We start from the raw sequence: 14304 nt of genomic DNA, 5'->3' as shown, positions 1-14304 counted from the left end.
CCGGTCATCCCGCGATCGAGTCCAGTTGTTCCGCCGCCGGGCGCAGGGCCCACAGGTCGCCGCCCGGCGGCTCCTCGAGCAGGGGGACGGCCTGCCGGGCCCGGCGGTCCCCGGCGTCGGCCGCCGTGAACGCGGCCAGCGTCACCAGCAGGACACCCAGTCGGGATGTCGCTCTCATCTCCACCCTCCGCATCAGTCAACGGACAAGTATGTGAACGAAGTTCACGAGTAAGTTCATATGAGGATGGCATGCACAGACCTCCAGCGGAACGGGTCCCGCGAAGGGCGGCTCCGGAGGGGCCGCCCTCCGCCGGGCGCCGACGGCGCGTCCGACTCCGCTGTTTCCGCAGGTCGTTCGGGATCTTCAGGGAGCCGGGAGAGGGCCGGATCGGTGCCGGGTGACGCCTTGACAACGCTTCTGGGGCGCCTCCAGACTGACGTTGCGTTCGCCGCAATCCGTTTCGCTATACGCACCGAGGTGTCATGATGATTCCCGTGTGCCGTCTTGCGGACCTGCCGCGAGGCGAGGCCTTCCGGCTCGATCTCGACCCGCCGGTCTCGGTGTTCCACACCGACGACGGGGAACTCTTCGCCATCGACGACACCTGCACCCATCAGGACGCCTCGCTCGCCGACGGCTGGCTGGAGGGCCGCGCGGTCGAATGCCCGCTGCACGCCTCGTCGTTCGACCTGCGGACCGGAGCCGTCGACGCCCCGCCCGCCAAACGCCCGGTGCGGACGCACGAGATCGTCGTCGTGGAGGGCGTCATCCACGTCCGGCTCTCCACCGACACGCCCGGCCTGCCGCCCTGCGGGGCCGTCCGGACAGCCGACGGTCCCGCGTGAGGACCGTCGCCGTGATCGGCGCCCTTCTCGCCGGACCGTGGGCCGCGCGTTCTTGGCGCGGGCGCGGCTACGACGGACGGCTGGTCCTCATCGGGGACGAAGCCCACCGCCCGTACGGCAGGCCCCGGCCGCCGTGCTTCTGGTCGGACCCGTACGGCATCCGCATCCGGTTCGCGGGACACGCGGCCGGCGCCGACAGCGCGACCGTGGAGGACGGCGGCCCCGAGGCCGTGGCGTCCTCGGCGCGGACCGCCGGGCCGGACACCCCGTCGCCGTGCCCGGGATGAACCGCGCACGCCTCTCCACCCGCCGCCTGACCGCCCCGGCCGTCGCGACCCCGCGCGTGAACGCCCCCTCCCCGACGTCCCCGAGGAGCGCACCGTGACCCCGACCGGTCTGCCGGACAGCCTGATCGCCACCCTTCCCGGCTCCGCCTACACGGACCCCGGCGTCTTCGCCCAGGAGCAGGAGCGCATCTTCGAGACCATGTGGTGCTGCGTGGCACGCGCCGCCGACCTGCCGCGGCCCGGCGCCTTCCGTACCGTCGACGTGGGCCGGGAGAGCGTCCTCGTCACCCGGGCCCGGGACCACGGTGTCCGGGCCTACCTCAACGTGTGCCGGCACCGCGGGGCCCGCCTCGTCACGGAGGACCGCGGGGAGGTCAGGCGGGCCTTCCGGTGCCCGTACCACGCCTGGACGTACGGGCTCGACGGGACGCTCGTCGCGGCACCCAACCTCACCAGGATGCCCGACGTCGGGCGCACCGCGTACGGCCTGGCGGGCGTGGCCGTACGCGAGTGGCTGGGCTATGTGTGGGTGTGCCTCGCACCGGACCCGCCGTCCTTCGAGGACGACGTCGTCGGGGACGTCGTCGCGCGCCTCGGGGACCTCGATTCCCTGGAGCGCTACGGCATCGAGGACCTGTCGGTGGGCCGGCGGATCGCCTACGACGTCCGGGCTAACTGGAAGCTCCTCGTCGAGAACTTCATGGAGTGCTACCACTGCGCCACCATCCACCCCGAACTCACCGAGGTGCTGCCCGAGTTCGCGCACGGCTACGCCGCCCAGTACTACGTCGGGCACGGCGCCGAGTTCGGCGCGCACGTGGAGGGCTTCACCGTCGACGGCTCCGAGGGCCTGGACCGCCTGCCCGGCATCGCCCGGGAACAGGACCGCCGCTACTACGCGATCACGGTCAAGCCGCAGGTGTTCCTCAACCTGGTCCCCGACCATGTGATCGTCCACCGGATGTACCCGGTGGCCGTCGACCGCACCGTCGTGGAGTGCGACTGGCTGTACCTCCCGCGCGTCGTCGACGGCGGCGCGGACGTCAGCCGCTCGGTGGAGCTCTTCGACCGGGTCAACCGGCAGGACTTCGCGGCCTGTGAGCGCACCCAGCCCGGCATGAGCTCCCGTCTGTACGCCCAGGGCGGGGTGCTCGTGCCCAGCGAGCACCACATCGCCGCCTTCCACGCCTGGGTGACGGCCCGCCTGGACACCCACCAGGGGGGTGCGGTCAGCCCAGGAAACCCATCCGGTGGCTGATCTCCTCGGCGCCCTTGAGCAGCACCGGGGACATCGCGTGCATGCGCTCCTCGGTGAGCCGGTAGGCGGGGCCGGAGGCGCTGAGCGCGGCGATGACGTCGCCGTCCCGGTCGCGCACCGGCGCGGCCATGGCGTGCAGCCCGATCTCCAACTCCTCCCGGGTGGTGGAGTAACCGCGCTCCCGCACCCCGGCCAGGTCCTTCTCCAGCTTCGTCCGGGCCGTGATGGTGTGCGGGGTGACCTTCCTCAGGCCGGCCCGCGTGAGCAGCTCCGCGCGTTCCCCGGCGGGCAGATGCGCGAGCAGGACCTTGCCGCTCGACGTGGCGTGCAACGGCGTCAGCTGGCCCACCCAGTTGTGCGCGGTGATGGCACCCGGACCGCGCACCTGGTAGAGGTTGATCGCGTAATGCTCCTGCCGCACCGCGATGTTGACCGTCTCGCCCAGTTCCTCCGCGAGCCGCTCGCAGATCGGGCGGCCCTGCTGGGTGATGTCGATACGGCCCGTGACGGCGCCGGCCAGCCGGACGATGCCGAAGCCGAGCCGGTACTTGCCGCGCTCGCCGGCCTGCTCGACCAGGCCGCGGGCCTCCAGCGCGCCGAGGAGCCGGAAGGCCGTGGACTTGTGGACGTCGATCTCGGCGGCGACCTCGCTCACCCCGGCCTCGCCACGCTGCGCGAGGATCTCCATGACACTGATGGCGCGGTCCACCGACTGCACGCCGCCGGCCTGCGACGTCGGTGTCTCCGGGTCAGGGCTGTAGTTGCTCACAGTGAAACTATACGCGCGGTAAACAACACCGTTACCGGGAGGACATCCTTCCGCCGGGTCTCCAAGTTGCGCGCTTCGCAACCTGGTGCGCACTGCGCGCCAGGTCTAGCATGCCCGGCGTAGCGACGACGCGAGGAGACGAGGCAGCATGGCTCCCCAGTACGACTTCGTCATCGTCGGTGGTGGTTCGGCCGGCAGCGCGCTGGCCGACCGGCTCTCGGCCGACCCCTCCCACCGGGTCCTGGTGCTGGAGGCCGGCCGGCCCGACTACCCGTGGGACGTCCTCATCCAGATGCCCGCGGCCCTCACCTACCCGATCGGCAACCGGTTCTACGACTGGAAGTACGCCTCCGAGCCCGAACCCCACATGGGCGGCCGCCGCATCCACCACGCGCGCGGCAAGGTGCTCGGCGGCTCCAGCAGCATCAACGGCATGATCTTCCAGCGCGGCAACCCCCTCGACTACGAACGCTGGGCCGCCGATCCGGGCATGGAGACCTGGGACCACGCGCACTGCCTGCCCTACTTCAAGCGTATGGAGAACTGCCTCGCCGCCGACCTCGACGACGAGTTCCGGGGTCACGACGGCCCGCTCGTCCTCGAACGCGGACCGGCGGCCAACCCCCTGTTCGGCGCCTTCCTCGAGGCCACCCGCCAGGCCGGCCACGCCCCCACCGACGACGTCAACGGCTACCGGCAGGAGGGCTTCGCCGCCTTCGACCGCACCCTCCACCGCGGCCGCCGGCTGTCCGCCTCCAAGGCGTACCTGCGGCCCGCGATGAAACGGCCGAACCTCACCGTGCGGACCCGCGCCCTCGTCACCCGCGTCCTCTTCGAGGGCGGGCGCGCCGTCGGCGTGGAGTACCGGCGCGGCCCCGGCGCCCCGCGGCAGGTCCGCGCGGGTGAGGTCGTCCTGTGCGGCGGAGCCGTCAACTCCCCGCAACTGCTCCAGCTCTCGGGCGTGGGGAACGCCGCCGAGCTGCGGGCCCTCGGCATCGACGTGGTCCACGATCTGCCCGGCGTCGGCGAGAACCTCCAGGACCACCTGGAGGTGTACATCCAGTACGCCTGCAAGCAGCCCGTCTCCCTCCAGCCGTACCTGGCCAAGTGGCGGGCGCCCCTCATCGGGCTCCAGTGGCTGCTGCGCAGAGGGCCGGGCGCCACCAACCACTTCGAGGCCGGCGGCTTCGTACGCGGAAACGAGGACGTCGACCACCCCAACCTGATGTTCCACTTCCTGCCCGTCGCCGTCCGCTACGACGGCTCGGCGCCCGCCGGCGGCCACGGCTACCAGGTGCACGTCGGACCCATGTACTCCGACGCCCGGGGCTCGGTGAAGATCCGGAGCCGTGATCCGCGCGTCCACCCGGCCCTGCGCTTCAACTACCTCTCCACCGAACAGGACCGCCGCGAGTGGGTCGAGGCGGTCCGCGTCGCGCGCGACATCCTGGGCCGCCCGGCGCTCGACCCGTACAACGGCGGCGAGATCTCACCGGGCCCGGGGGTGGAGACCGACGAGCAGATCCTCGACTGGGTGGCCCGGGAGGGCGAGACCGCCCTGCACCCCTCCTGCACCTGCCGGATGGGCACCGACGACCTCGCCGTCGTCGACCCGGCGAGCCTGCGCGTCCACGGCCTGGACGGGCTGCGGGTCGTGGACGCCTCCGTCATGCCGTACATCACCAACGGCAACATCTACGCGCCCGTCATGATGATCGCTGAGAAGGCCGCCGACCTGATCCTCGGCAAGGAGCCCCTGGCCCCCGCGAAGGTCGCGTACCACCGTCACCGCGACGCCGGGGAGGAGGCGCGGACGTCCTGCGCGCGCCGGGCCGGCGGCGAGCGGGGGCTCGGCGAGAGTGGAGGGGCCGTGTCCGCCGACCTCCACCGGGGAGAGGAATGACCTCCGAGACCGACTGGTTGCTCGCCCGCACCTTCGCCGGCACGTCCGGCGCCGTCCGCTGGGACCGCCTCGGCCCACCCGACGGCACCCCGGTCGTGCTGCTGCACGGCACCCCGTTCTCCTCCTATGTCTGGCGGGGCGTCGCCCGCGCGCTCGCCCGGGACCACCAGGTGTTCGTCTGGGACATGCCCGGCTACGGGCGGTCCGAGAAGGCGGCCGGGCAGGACGTGTCCCTGGCCGCCCAGGGGCGCGTCCTCACCGAACTGCTCGCCCACTGGAACCTCCCCGAACCCCTGGTCGCCGCCCATGACATCGGCGGTGCCGTCGCCCTGTGCGCCCACCTCCTGCACGGCGCCCGCTACCGGGCCCTCGCCCTGGTCGACCCGGTCGCCCTTGCCCCTTGGGGCTCGCCCTTCTTCCGATTGGTCCGTGAACACGCGGAGGTGTTCGGGCAGTTGCCGCCCGCGCTGCACGGCGCGCTCGTGCGGGCGTACATCTCCTCCGCCGGCGGTCCCGGGCTGCGCCCCGACGTCCTGGAACGGCTCGTCGAGCCCTGGCTGGATGTCTCCGGGCAGGCGGCCTTCTACCGCCAGATCGCGCAGGCCGACCAGCGCCACACCGACGAGATCCAGGGCCGCTACGGCGACATCGGCATCCCCGTGCTCGTGTGCTGGGGCGAGGAGGACAGCTGGATCCCGGTCGCGAAGGGCCGTGAACTCGCCGCGCTCGTGCCCGGCGCGCGCTTCGAGCCGTTCGCGGGCGCCGGTCATCTCGTCCAGGAGGACGCCCCCGCGGAACTTGTCGGCGCCCTGCTTTCCTTTTTCGCCCAAGTCGCCTAGAGGGAAGGGGAGTTCTGGCGGCTCCAGTCCGGGGCTCGTGAGCCGCCGCGTTCGGGCGGGGCTCCTGTGGGGAAGGGATGGCATGCGCGATCGTCACCCGCCGCCCCCTTGACGCCGGTCGGCCGATTCGCAAAGGTGTTCCACCACAAGCAATCGGGTGCACATTGCGCAACGACTTCTGTCGAAAGGCTCGGCGCGTGGCAGACCTGTTCGTGGACGGCGCGTGGCGAGGCCCGGTGGCCGGAAACCACCGGGCGGTCCGGCACCCCGCCAGGCGCACCTCCGCGACGACGGTCCGGATCCCCGCGCGGCACAGCGCGAACGCCGGGGTGTGCGGCGCCTTCGCCCCGGCCGGACTCGGCGGCCGATGCCCCGGCGTGCCCCACCGTCCCCGCGTGCCGCGGGCCGAACGCCGAAACGAGGCCGACCGTGACCACTCACACCGAGGTGCCGCCCCAGCGGCCAGGCCCGTCCCCGGACCCGGACTCCACCCCGGTCGTCTCCGTGCGCGGGCTGTGGAAGGTGTTCGGGCCGAAGGCCGACCGGGTGCCGCGCTCCGAGGAACTGCGCGGCCTGACCCGCCGTGAACTCATGGACCGCACCGGCTGCACCGCCGCCGTGCGCGACGTCCACTTCGACGTCGCGCCGGGCGAGGTCTTCGTCGTCATGGGCCTGTCCGGCTCCGGCAAGTCCACCCTGGTGCGCTGTCTCACCCGGCTGATCGAACCCACGGCCGGCGAGGTCGTCCTCGAGGGCGAGGACATCAGCGGCGCCGACGCCGCCCGGCTGCGCGAACTGCGCCGCCGCAAGTTCTCCATGGTCTTCCAGCACTTCGGCCTGCTGCCCCACCGCCGTGTCGTCGACAACGTGGCGTTCGGGCTGGAGATCCGCGGCATGAGCCGCGGCGCACGCCTCCGGCGGGCCCAGGAGGTCGTCGAACTGGTCGGCCTCGCGGGCTACGAGAACTCCTACCCCGAGCAGCTCTCCGGCGGCATGCAGCAACGCGTCGGTCTGGCCCGGGCGTTGGCGGGCGACCCCGACGTCCTCTTCTTCGACGAGCCCTTCTCCGCGCTCGACCCGCTGATCCGCCGCGACATGCAGAGCGAGGTCGTCCGGCTGCACCGCGAGGTCGGCAAGACGATGGTGTTCATCACCCACGACCTGTCCGAGGCCCTCAAGCTCGGCGACCGCATCCTGATCATGCGGGACGGCGCGACGGTCCAGTGCGGCACCGGCGACGCCCTCGTGGGCGCCCCGGCGGACGACTACGTCCGCGAGTTCGTCAAGGACGTGCCGCGCGGGGACGTGCTGACCCTGCGCTGGATCATGCGCCCGTCCCGGGACGGCGACACCCTGGACGGCCCGGAACTGGGCCCGGACGTCGTGGTGCGCGAGGCCACCCGGGCGGTGCTGGCGGCCGACCGGCCCGTGAAGGTCGTCGAGGGCGGCGAACTGCTCGGCATCGTCGGCGACGAGGAGATCCTCGCCGTGGTCGCCGGACGGGACGGCGACCCGCGATGACGGTCGCCGTGGAGAGACCGGACAGGACCGGCACCGCCGCGCCCAGACCCCCGGCCCGGACCGCGCGCCGCCCCGGCCGCCCTCTCGTGGTGGCCGCGATCCTCCTCGTCTGGCTGCTGCTGTTCGCCGTCCTGCGCGGCCGGCACACGCTGCAGCTTGCGGCGGCCGACCTCACCGGTCTGCACCGGTGGTTCAACGACGTCAACGACTCGATCGGCGCCGACCGCGACTCCAACCCGGTGTTCCTGTACTTCTTCAACGAGATCCGGCTCGTCATCGACTCCCTGGTCACCTCCGTCCAGGAACTGATCTCCCAGCCGGGAGCCGGCCGGCCCCTTCCGCAGATCGGCTGGCTCGGGGTCGTCGGCATCGCCGGGTACGTCTCGTGGGCCGTGGGCAACTGGAGGGTCGCGCTGCTCGCGGTGGCCGGCTTCACCTTCCTCGGCCTCCAGGGGCTGTGGCAGGAGAGCATGGACACCCTGGCGCTGACGCTCTCCGCCGTGTTCGTCGCGCTGCTGTTCGCGATCCCGCTCGGGGTGTGGGCGGGGCTGTCGGACCGGGTCCACCGGATCACGACGCCGTTCCTGGACTTCATGCAGACGATGCCGACCTTCGTCTACCTGGCGCCGCTCACCCTGTTCTTCCTCATCGGCCCGGCCTCCGCCACCCTCGCCACCCTCGTCTACGCGGCGCCGCCCGCCATCCGCATCACCGCGCACGCCATCCGCTCCGTGCCGGCCACCACGGTCGAGGCGGCCGAATCGCTGGGCGCCACCCGGCGGCAGACCCTGACGAAGGTGCTGCTGCCGATGTCCGCGCGGACCGTGGTCATGGGCGTCAACCAGACCATCATGGCCGCCCTCGCCATGGTGACCGTCGCCGCCCTGATCGACGCGCCCGGCCTCGGCAAGACCGTCGTCCAGGCCCTCCAGTCACTGGACGTCGGCACCGCATTCAACGCGGGCCTCGCGATCGTCGTCATGGCGATCGTGCTGGACCGCGTCACGACGGCGGCCGGCGTCCGCCAGGAGACCGCCCGGCGCGCGCGGGGCCGGACGGCGGCCTGGCGCCGCCCCCTGCTAGGCGCGGGCGCGGCCGTCACCGCCGTCCTCGTGTACCTGTCCCACACCTACGTCTGGGCGGCGCAGTTCCCCGGCGAGGGCGGCGTGGGCAGTGCGGTCTCCCGCGGCGCGGACAGCGTGACCACCTGGGCACAGGACCATCTGTCCGGTCTCACCAACGCCTTCCGCGACACGCTCACCACCGGTCTGCTCAACCCGTTCCAGACGCTGCTCACGGACTCCCCGTGGTGGCTGGTCGGCGCGGCCCTGATCGCCCTCGGCGCCGTCCTCGGCGGATGGCGCGCCGGGGTCACCACCACCGTCTGCGTGGGCCTGCTCGTCGGCACCGGCCTGTGGTCCGACAGCATGACGACGCTGGCGTCGACCGTCGTCGCCACGGTCCTCGTGATGGTCCTCGGCGTCGGCTTCGGCGTGTGGATGGGCCGCAACGCCCTCGTCGACCGGCTGCTGCGGCCCACCCTCGACGCGGCCCAGGTCATGCCGCCGTTCGTCTATCTCGTGCCGTTCCTCGCGCTGTTCGGCGCGACCCGCTTCACGGCGATCGTCGCCGCCGTCGTCTACGCGGCACCCGTCGCCGTGAAGATCGTCGCGGACGGGGTGCGGAACGTGCCGCCGGCCACCGTGGAGGCGGCCGTCTCGGCCGGGTGCACCACCTGGCAGACCGTCACCAAGGTGCAGCTCCCGATGGCCAGGAGCGCCCTGACGCTCGCGACCAACCAGGGCCTGATCTACGTGCTGTCGATGGTCGTGGTGGGCGGCCTCGTCGGCGCGGGGGCCCTCGGCTACGACGTGGTGGCCGGCTTCTCCCAGGGACAGCTGTACGGAAAGGGGCTGGCGGCGGGGCTCGCCATCGTCCTGCTCGGCGTCATGTTCGACCGGATCACTCAGGCGGCGGCTCGCCGCACCAGCGCGTAAGGAGCACGACACCATGGCACGACACCGGCGGGCCGGGGCGGCCGCTACGGCCGTCCTCGCCCTCGTCCTCACCGCCTGCAGCGGCGCGAAGGTCGGCGACGACTCCGCGGGCTCCGGCGGCTCGTCCGGCTCCCGCTCCTGCGGCACCTTCGACCTCGCGGTCAACCCGTGGGTGGGCTACGAGGCGAACGCGGCCGTCGTCGCGTACGTCGCCGAGCACGACCTCGGCTGCACGGTCCGGCAGAAGGACCTCAAGGAGGAGATCGCCTGGCAGGGCTTCGGGACGGGCGAGGTCGACGCCGTCATCGAGAACTGGGGCCACGACGACCTCAAGAAGAAGTACATCACCGGCCAGAAGACCGCCGTCGACGCCGGACCCACCGGCAACAAGGGGCTCATCGGCTGGTACGTGCCGCCGTGGCTGGCGAAGGAGCACCCCGACATCACCGACTGGAGGAACCTCGACAAGTACGCCGACCGGTTCCGCACCTCCGAGTCGGGCGGCAAGGGCCAACTCCTCGACGGCGACCCGTCGTTCGTCACCAACGACGAGGCCCTGGTGAAGAACCTGAAGCTGGACTACAAAGTCGTGTACGCGGGCAGCGAGACCGCGCTCATCCAGGCCTTCCGCAAGGCGGAGAAGAAGAAGGAGTGGGTCATCGGCTACTTCTACGAGCCGCAGTGGTTCATGTCCGAGGTCCCGCTCGTCAAGGTGAAGCTGCCCGCCTACGAGGAGGGCTGCGACGCCGACGCCGAGAAGATCGCCTGCGACTACCCGGAGTACGAGCTGGACAAGATCGTCAGCGCGGAGTTCGCCGAGTCGGGCAGCCCCGCCTACGACCTGGTGAAGAACTTCACCTGGACCAACGACGACCAGAACACGGTGGCCAAGTACATCGCCGTGGACCGGATGGCCCCCGAGGCGGCGGCGAAGAAGTGGGTCGAGGCCAACCGCGACAAGGTCAAGACCTGGCTCGAGTAGACCGCTGGGCAGGCCCGGTGGCCGGAGCGCGAACCGCGCCCGGCCACCGGGCCCGCATGCTTCCCGGAGCCGTTCCACGCCGTCCCCCGGCCCCTTGACACCCCAGGACACCGCGGGCACATTGAGTTGCGCGAACCGAGGCACGTTGCGCACGAAGCAACTCGAGCGGAGGTGCGGCGCGATGGCGGGACCCCGAGTGGTCATCATCGGAGCGGGCGTCGTCGGAGCGGCCCTCGCCGACGAGATCTCCGCCCGGGGCTGGACCGAGGTCACCGTCGTCGACCAGGGCCCCGTCCCCGCCACCGGCGGCTCCTCCTCGCACGCCCCCGGCCTGGTCTTCCAGACCAACCCCTCGAAGACCATGACCCACCTGGCCCGCTACACCGTCGACAAGCTCAGCTCCCTCGACGTCGACGGCACGCCCTGCTTCCTCCAGGTCGGCGGCCTCGAAGTGGCCACCGCCCCCGAGCGGCTGGCCGAACTGCGGCGCCGGCACGGCTGGATCACCGCCTGGGGCGTCGAGGCCCGGCTGCTGGACCCCGACGCATGCGTCGCCCGGCACCCGCTGCTCGACCGCGACCGCGTCCTCGGCGGACTCCTCGTGCCCACCGACGGCCTCGCCCGGGCCGTCCTCGCCGTCGAGGCCCAGCTCCGCCGCGCCCGCGCGCGCGGCGTACGCGTCCTCGACCGGCACGAGGTCCTCGACCTCCGCATCGCCGACGGCGAGATCACCGGAGTCCGCACCGACCACGGCGACCTGGACGCCGACATCGTGGTGTGCTGCGCCGGCATCTGGGGCCCGCGCATCGCCCGCATGGTCGGGATGAACCTGCCGCTGACCCCGCTCGCCCACCAGCTCGCCTGGACGGGGCCCGTCCCCGCCCTCGCCGGCCGGACCGCGGAGGCCGTCCTCCCGATCCTGCGCCACCAGGACGCCGACCTCTACTACCGCGACCGCTTCGACCGACTCGGCATCGGCTTCTACGGGCACCGCCCGATGCCGGTCGCCGCCGACGACATCCTCCCCGTGGACGAGGCCGCCGGTGGGATGCCGTCCGTCCTGGCCTTCACCGAGGAGGACTTCGCACCGGCCTGGGCCGAGACCCGCGCCCTGCTGCCCGCCACCCGGGAGGCGAAGGTCGAGGAGGGGGTCAACGGCCTGTTCTCCTTCACCACCGACAACTTCCCGCTCCTCGGGGAGTCCCCGGACGTCAAGGGCTTCTGGGTCGCCGAGGCCGTCTGGGTCACCCACAGCGCCGGCGTCGGCCGGGCCATGGCCGAATGGCTCGTCGACGGCCACTGCTCATCCTTCGACCTGCACGAATGCGACGTCAACCGCTTCGAACCGCACCAGCTGGCACCGGAGTACGTGCTGACCCGTGACTGCCGGAACTTCGTCGAGGTGTACGACATCCTCCACCCGCGCCAGCCGTCCGGGGACCCGCGCCCGCTGCGCACCAGCCCCTTCCACGTCCGCCAGCGGGAGCACGGCGCGTTCTTCCTGGAGGCGAACGGCTGGGAACGCCCGCACTGGTACGAGTCCAACGCCCCCCTCCTCGAAGGCCGTTCGATCCCCCGGCCGAACGACTGGGCGGCCCGCCACTGGTCACCGATCGTCGGCGCCGAGGCGCAGGCCACCCGCGAGACCGTCGCCCTGTACGACATGACCGCCCTCAAACGGCTGGAGGTCGGCGGCCCCGGCGCCGCCCCCCTCCTGGAGCGCCTGTGCACCGGCCGGGTCGCCAAGTCGGTCGGCTCCGTCACCTACACCCTCCTCCTCGACCACGACGGCGGCATCCGCAGCGACATCACCGTCGCCCGCCTCGGCCGCGACCTCTTCCAGGTCGGCGTCAACGGCAACCTCGACCTCGACTGGATCACCCGCAACCTCCCCGCCGACGGCACCGCCCAGGTCCGCGACATCACACCGGGCACCTGCTGCGTCGGCCTGTGGGGCCCGCTCGCCCGGGACGTCCTCCAGCCCCTCACCGACGACGACTTCTCCGACGCCGGCCTGAAGTACTTCCGCGCCCGGCGCACCCACGTCGGCAGCGTCCCGGTGACGGCGATGCGGCTGTCGTACGTCGGCGAACTCGGCTGGGAGCTGTACACCACGGCCGACCTGGGGCTGCGCCTGTGGGACACCCTGTGGCGGGCCGCCGAACCCCTCGGCGGCGTCCTCGCGGGCCGGGGTGCCTTCGACAGCCTCCGCCTGGAGAAGGGCTACCGCTCCTTCGGCACCGACATGACCTTCGAGCACGACCCCTACGAGGCCGGTCTCGGCTTCGCCGTCAGAACCGACAAGGACGACTTCATCGGCAAGGCCGCGCTGGAGCGCCGCGGCGCCGCCGTCCGGCGCCGGCTGACCTGCCTGACCGTCGACGACCCACGGTGGGTCGTGATGGGCAAGGAACCCGTGTACGACGGCGACCGCCCCGTCGGCCACGTCACCAGCGCCGGGTACGGCTACACGGTCGGCACCGGCATCGCCTACGCGTGGCTCCCGGCCGAACTCACCGTCCCCGGCACGGCCTTGCACATCGGCTACTTCGGCCGGCGCGTCGAGGCGGTCGTGGCCGAGGAGCCGCTGTTCGACCCGGCCATGTCCCGGCTGCGGGGATGAGCGCACCCCCGCGCAGTCCCCTCCGGCGGACGGAGCACCCATGAGCAGCCCCCGCACCCCGGGCGCCGGCCTCCCCGAGCACCCCGACCGGCTCTGGCGCACCCCCGACCTGAAAAGGGCGTACGACGTGGTGATCGTCGGCGGCGGGGGGCACGGTCTGGCCACCGCCCACTACCTCGCCAGGAACCACGGCATCACCGATGTCGCCGTGCTGGAGAAGGGCTGGCTCGCGGGCGGCAACATGGCCCGCAACACCACGATCATCCGCTCCAACTACCTGTGGGACGAGAGCGCCGGCATCTACGAGCACGCGCTGAGGCTGTGGGAGGGGCTGGAGGACGAACTCGACTACCCGCTGCTGTTCTCCCAGCGGGGCGTGCTGAACCTGGCGCACAGCCTCCAGGACGTCCGCGACGGCGTGCGCCGCGTGGAGGCCAACCGCCTCAACGGCGTCGACGCGGAATGGCTCGACGCCGACGGCGTCAAGGAGGTCTGCCCGATCGTCGACACCTCACCCGACGTCCGCCACCCGGTGCTGGGGGCCACCTACCAGCCCCGCGCGGGCATCGCCAAGCACGACCATGTGGCGTGGGGCCTCGCCCGGTCGGCGGACGCGGCGGGCGTCGACATCATCCAGAACTGCCAGGTCACCGGCATCGACATCACCGGCGGCCGGGTGACCGGCGTCCGCACGAACCTCGGGCCGGTCGCGGCGGGCCGGGTCGCCCTGTGCTCGGCGGGCCACACCTCCGTCCTCGCGGCCATGGCCGGCATCGAACTCCCGCTGCAGAGCCACCCGTTGCAGGCACTCGTGTCCGAACTCCTCGAACCGGTCCACCCCACGGTCGTCATGTCCAACGCGGTCCACGTGTACGTCAGCCAGGCCCACAAGGGCGAGCTGGTCATGGGCGCCGGCATCGACGCGTACCCCTCCTACACCCAGCGGGGCGCCTTCCACATCATCGAGGAGCAGATGGCGGCGGCCCTGGAACTCTTCCCGGTGTTCGCCCGCGCCCACGTCCTGCGCACCTGGGGCGGCATCGTCGACGTCAGCCCCGACGCCTCGCCCATCGTCGGCCTCACGCCCGTCAGCGGCCTCTACCTCAACTGCGGCTGGGGCACCGGCGGGTTCAAGGCCACCCCCGGCGTCGGCTGGGTCTACGCGCACACCATCGCCCACGACCGGCCGCACGCCCTCAACGTCCCGTTCTGCCTCGACCGATTCACCACCGGCGCGCTCGTCGACGAGCACGGCGCGGCCGCCGTGGCCCACTAGGGG

General features: G+C 72.2%; 12 protein-coding genes. 10 read left to right on the top strand and 2 right to left on the bottom strand.

Features of this window, described 5'->3' with window-relative positions; genetic code table 11:
* Window positions 1-4: 4 nt before the first annotated feature.
* Window positions 5-178: a hypothetical protein gene (locus tag ABZ899_RS16155; protein WP_361346296.1), complete on the bottom strand. Its 174-nt coding sequence runs from the start codon at window positions 176-178 to the stop codon at window positions 5-7.
* Between the two features lie 305 nt (window positions 179-483).
* Between ABZ899_RS16155 and ABZ899_RS16150 the strand changes: the two genes are divergently transcribed.
* The 3 genes from ABZ899_RS16150 (at window position 484) to ABZ899_RS16140 (ending at window position 2391) form a co-directional block, all read left to right on the top strand.
* Entirely contained in the window at window positions 484-846 is a 363-nt protein-coding gene (locus tag ABZ899_RS16150; RefSeq protein WP_361346002.1) for a bifunctional 3-phenylpropionate/cinnamic acid dioxygenase ferredoxin subunit, read from the top strand.
* Between the two features lie 11 nt (window positions 847-857).
* On the top strand, window positions 858-1133 hold the full coding sequence (locus ABZ899_RS16145) for a hypothetical protein (RefSeq protein ID WP_361346001.1): 276 nt from the start codon (window positions 858-860) through the stop codon (window positions 1131-1133).
* Between the two features lie 94 nt (window positions 1134-1227).
* Window positions 1228-2391 (top strand): aromatic ring-hydroxylating dioxygenase subunit alpha, encoded by a 1164-nt coding sequence (locus tag ABZ899_RS16140; protein ID WP_361345999.1) that lies wholly within the window; start codon window positions 1228-1230, stop codon window positions 2389-2391.
* Here the strand turns inward: ABZ899_RS16140 and ABZ899_RS16135 are convergent.
* Window positions 2363-3109, bottom strand: coding sequence for an IclR family transcriptional regulator (locus ABZ899_RS16135; protein ID WP_361346287.1), 747 nt, complete (start codon window positions 3107-3109; stop codon window positions 2363-2365). The two genes, ABZ899_RS16140 and ABZ899_RS16135, sit on opposite strands and share 29 nt — an antisense overlap.
* Before the next feature lie 199 nt (window positions 3110-3308).
* Here ABZ899_RS16135 and betA point away from each other — a divergent pair, with 199 nt between their 5' ends.
* The 7 genes from betA (at window position 3309) to ABZ899_RS16100 (ending at window position 14301) form a co-directional block, all read left to right on the top strand.
* Window positions 3309-5063, top strand: a complete 1755-nt coding sequence (betA, locus tag ABZ899_RS16130; RefSeq protein ID WP_361345997.1) for a choline dehydrogenase — start codon at window positions 3309-3311, stop codon at window positions 5061-5063.
* Window positions 5060-5902, top strand: coding sequence for an alpha/beta fold hydrolase (locus tag ABZ899_RS16125; RefSeq protein ID WP_361345995.1), 843 nt, complete (start codon window positions 5060-5062; stop codon window positions 5900-5902). The genes betA and ABZ899_RS16125 overlap by 4 nt, the downstream gene beginning before the upstream one ends.
* A gap of 429 nt (window positions 5903-6331) precedes the next feature.
* Window positions 6332-7423 (top strand): glycine betaine/L-proline ABC transporter ATP-binding protein, encoded by a 1092-nt coding sequence (locus tag ABZ899_RS16120; RefSeq protein ID WP_361345993.1) that lies wholly within the window; start codon window positions 6332-6334, stop codon window positions 7421-7423.
* Complete coding sequence (locus ABZ899_RS16115) at window positions 7420-9420, top strand: ABC transporter permease subunit (protein WP_361345991.1); 2001 nt, start codon at window positions 7420-7422, stop codon at window positions 9418-9420. Before ABZ899_RS16120 ends, ABZ899_RS16115 begins: the two co-directional genes overlap by 4 nt.
* A 13-nt stretch (window positions 9421-9433) precedes the next feature.
* Complete coding sequence (locus ABZ899_RS16110; protein WP_361345989.1) at window positions 9434-10402, top strand: ABC transporter substrate-binding protein; 969 nt, start codon at window positions 9434-9436, stop codon at window positions 10400-10402.
* Window positions 10403-10583: 181 nt separating this feature from the next.
* Window positions 10584-13025: an FAD-dependent oxidoreductase gene (locus ABZ899_RS16105; RefSeq protein ID WP_361345987.1), complete on the top strand. Its 2442-nt coding sequence runs from the start codon at window positions 10584-10586 to the stop codon at window positions 13023-13025.
* 40 nt (window positions 13026-13065) lie between these two features.
* The gene (locus ABZ899_RS16100; RefSeq protein WP_361345985.1) at window positions 13066-14301 is read left to right on the top strand and encodes a sarcosine oxidase subunit beta family protein; all 1236 of its coding nucleotides are present in this window, start codon (window positions 13066-13068) and stop codon (window positions 14299-14301) included.
* The last annotated feature ends 3 nt before the right edge of the window (window positions 14302-14304 follow it).

This window comes from Streptomyces sp. NPDC046859 (genome assembly GCF_040645135.1).
GTDB lineage: Bacteria > Actinomycetota > Actinomycetes > Streptomycetales > Streptomycetaceae > Streptomyces.
The sequence above is the reverse complement of the archived record's forward strand: the minus strand, read 5'-3'. Positions and strand labels throughout refer to the sequence as shown.

Excerpts from the sequence above, each read along its gene's own strand:
- ABZ899_RS16155 (WP_361346296.1), bottom strand. The coding sequence starts at position 178 with ATGAGAGCGACATCCCGACTGGGTGTCCTGCTGGTGACGCTGGCCGCG.
- ABZ899_RS16150 (WP_361346002.1), top strand. The coding sequence starts at position 484 with ATGATGATTCCCGTGTGCCGTCTTGCGGACCTGCCGCGAGGCGAGGCC.
- betA (WP_361345997.1), top strand. The coding sequence starts at position 3,309 with ATGGCTCCCCAGTACGACTTCGTCATCGTCGGTGGTGGTTCGGCCGGC.
- ABZ899_RS16125 (WP_361345995.1), top strand. The coding sequence starts at position 5,060 with ATGACCTCCGAGACCGACTGGTTGCTCGCCCGCACCTTCGCCGGCACG.
- ABZ899_RS16115 (WP_361345991.1), top strand. The coding sequence starts at position 7,420 with ATGACGGTCGCCGTGGAGAGACCGGACAGGACCGGCACCGCCGCGCCC.
- ABZ899_RS16110 (WP_361345989.1), top strand. The coding sequence starts at position 9,434 with ATGGCACGACACCGGCGGGCCGGGGCGGCCGCTACGGCCGTCCTCGCC.
- ABZ899_RS16105 (WP_361345987.1), top strand. The coding sequence starts at position 10,584 with ATGGCGGGACCCCGAGTGGTCATCATCGGAGCGGGCGTCGTCGGAGCG.
- ABZ899_RS16100 (WP_361345985.1), top strand. The coding sequence starts at position 13,066 with ATGAGCAGCCCCCGCACCCCGGGCGCCGGCCTCCCCGAGCACCCCGAC.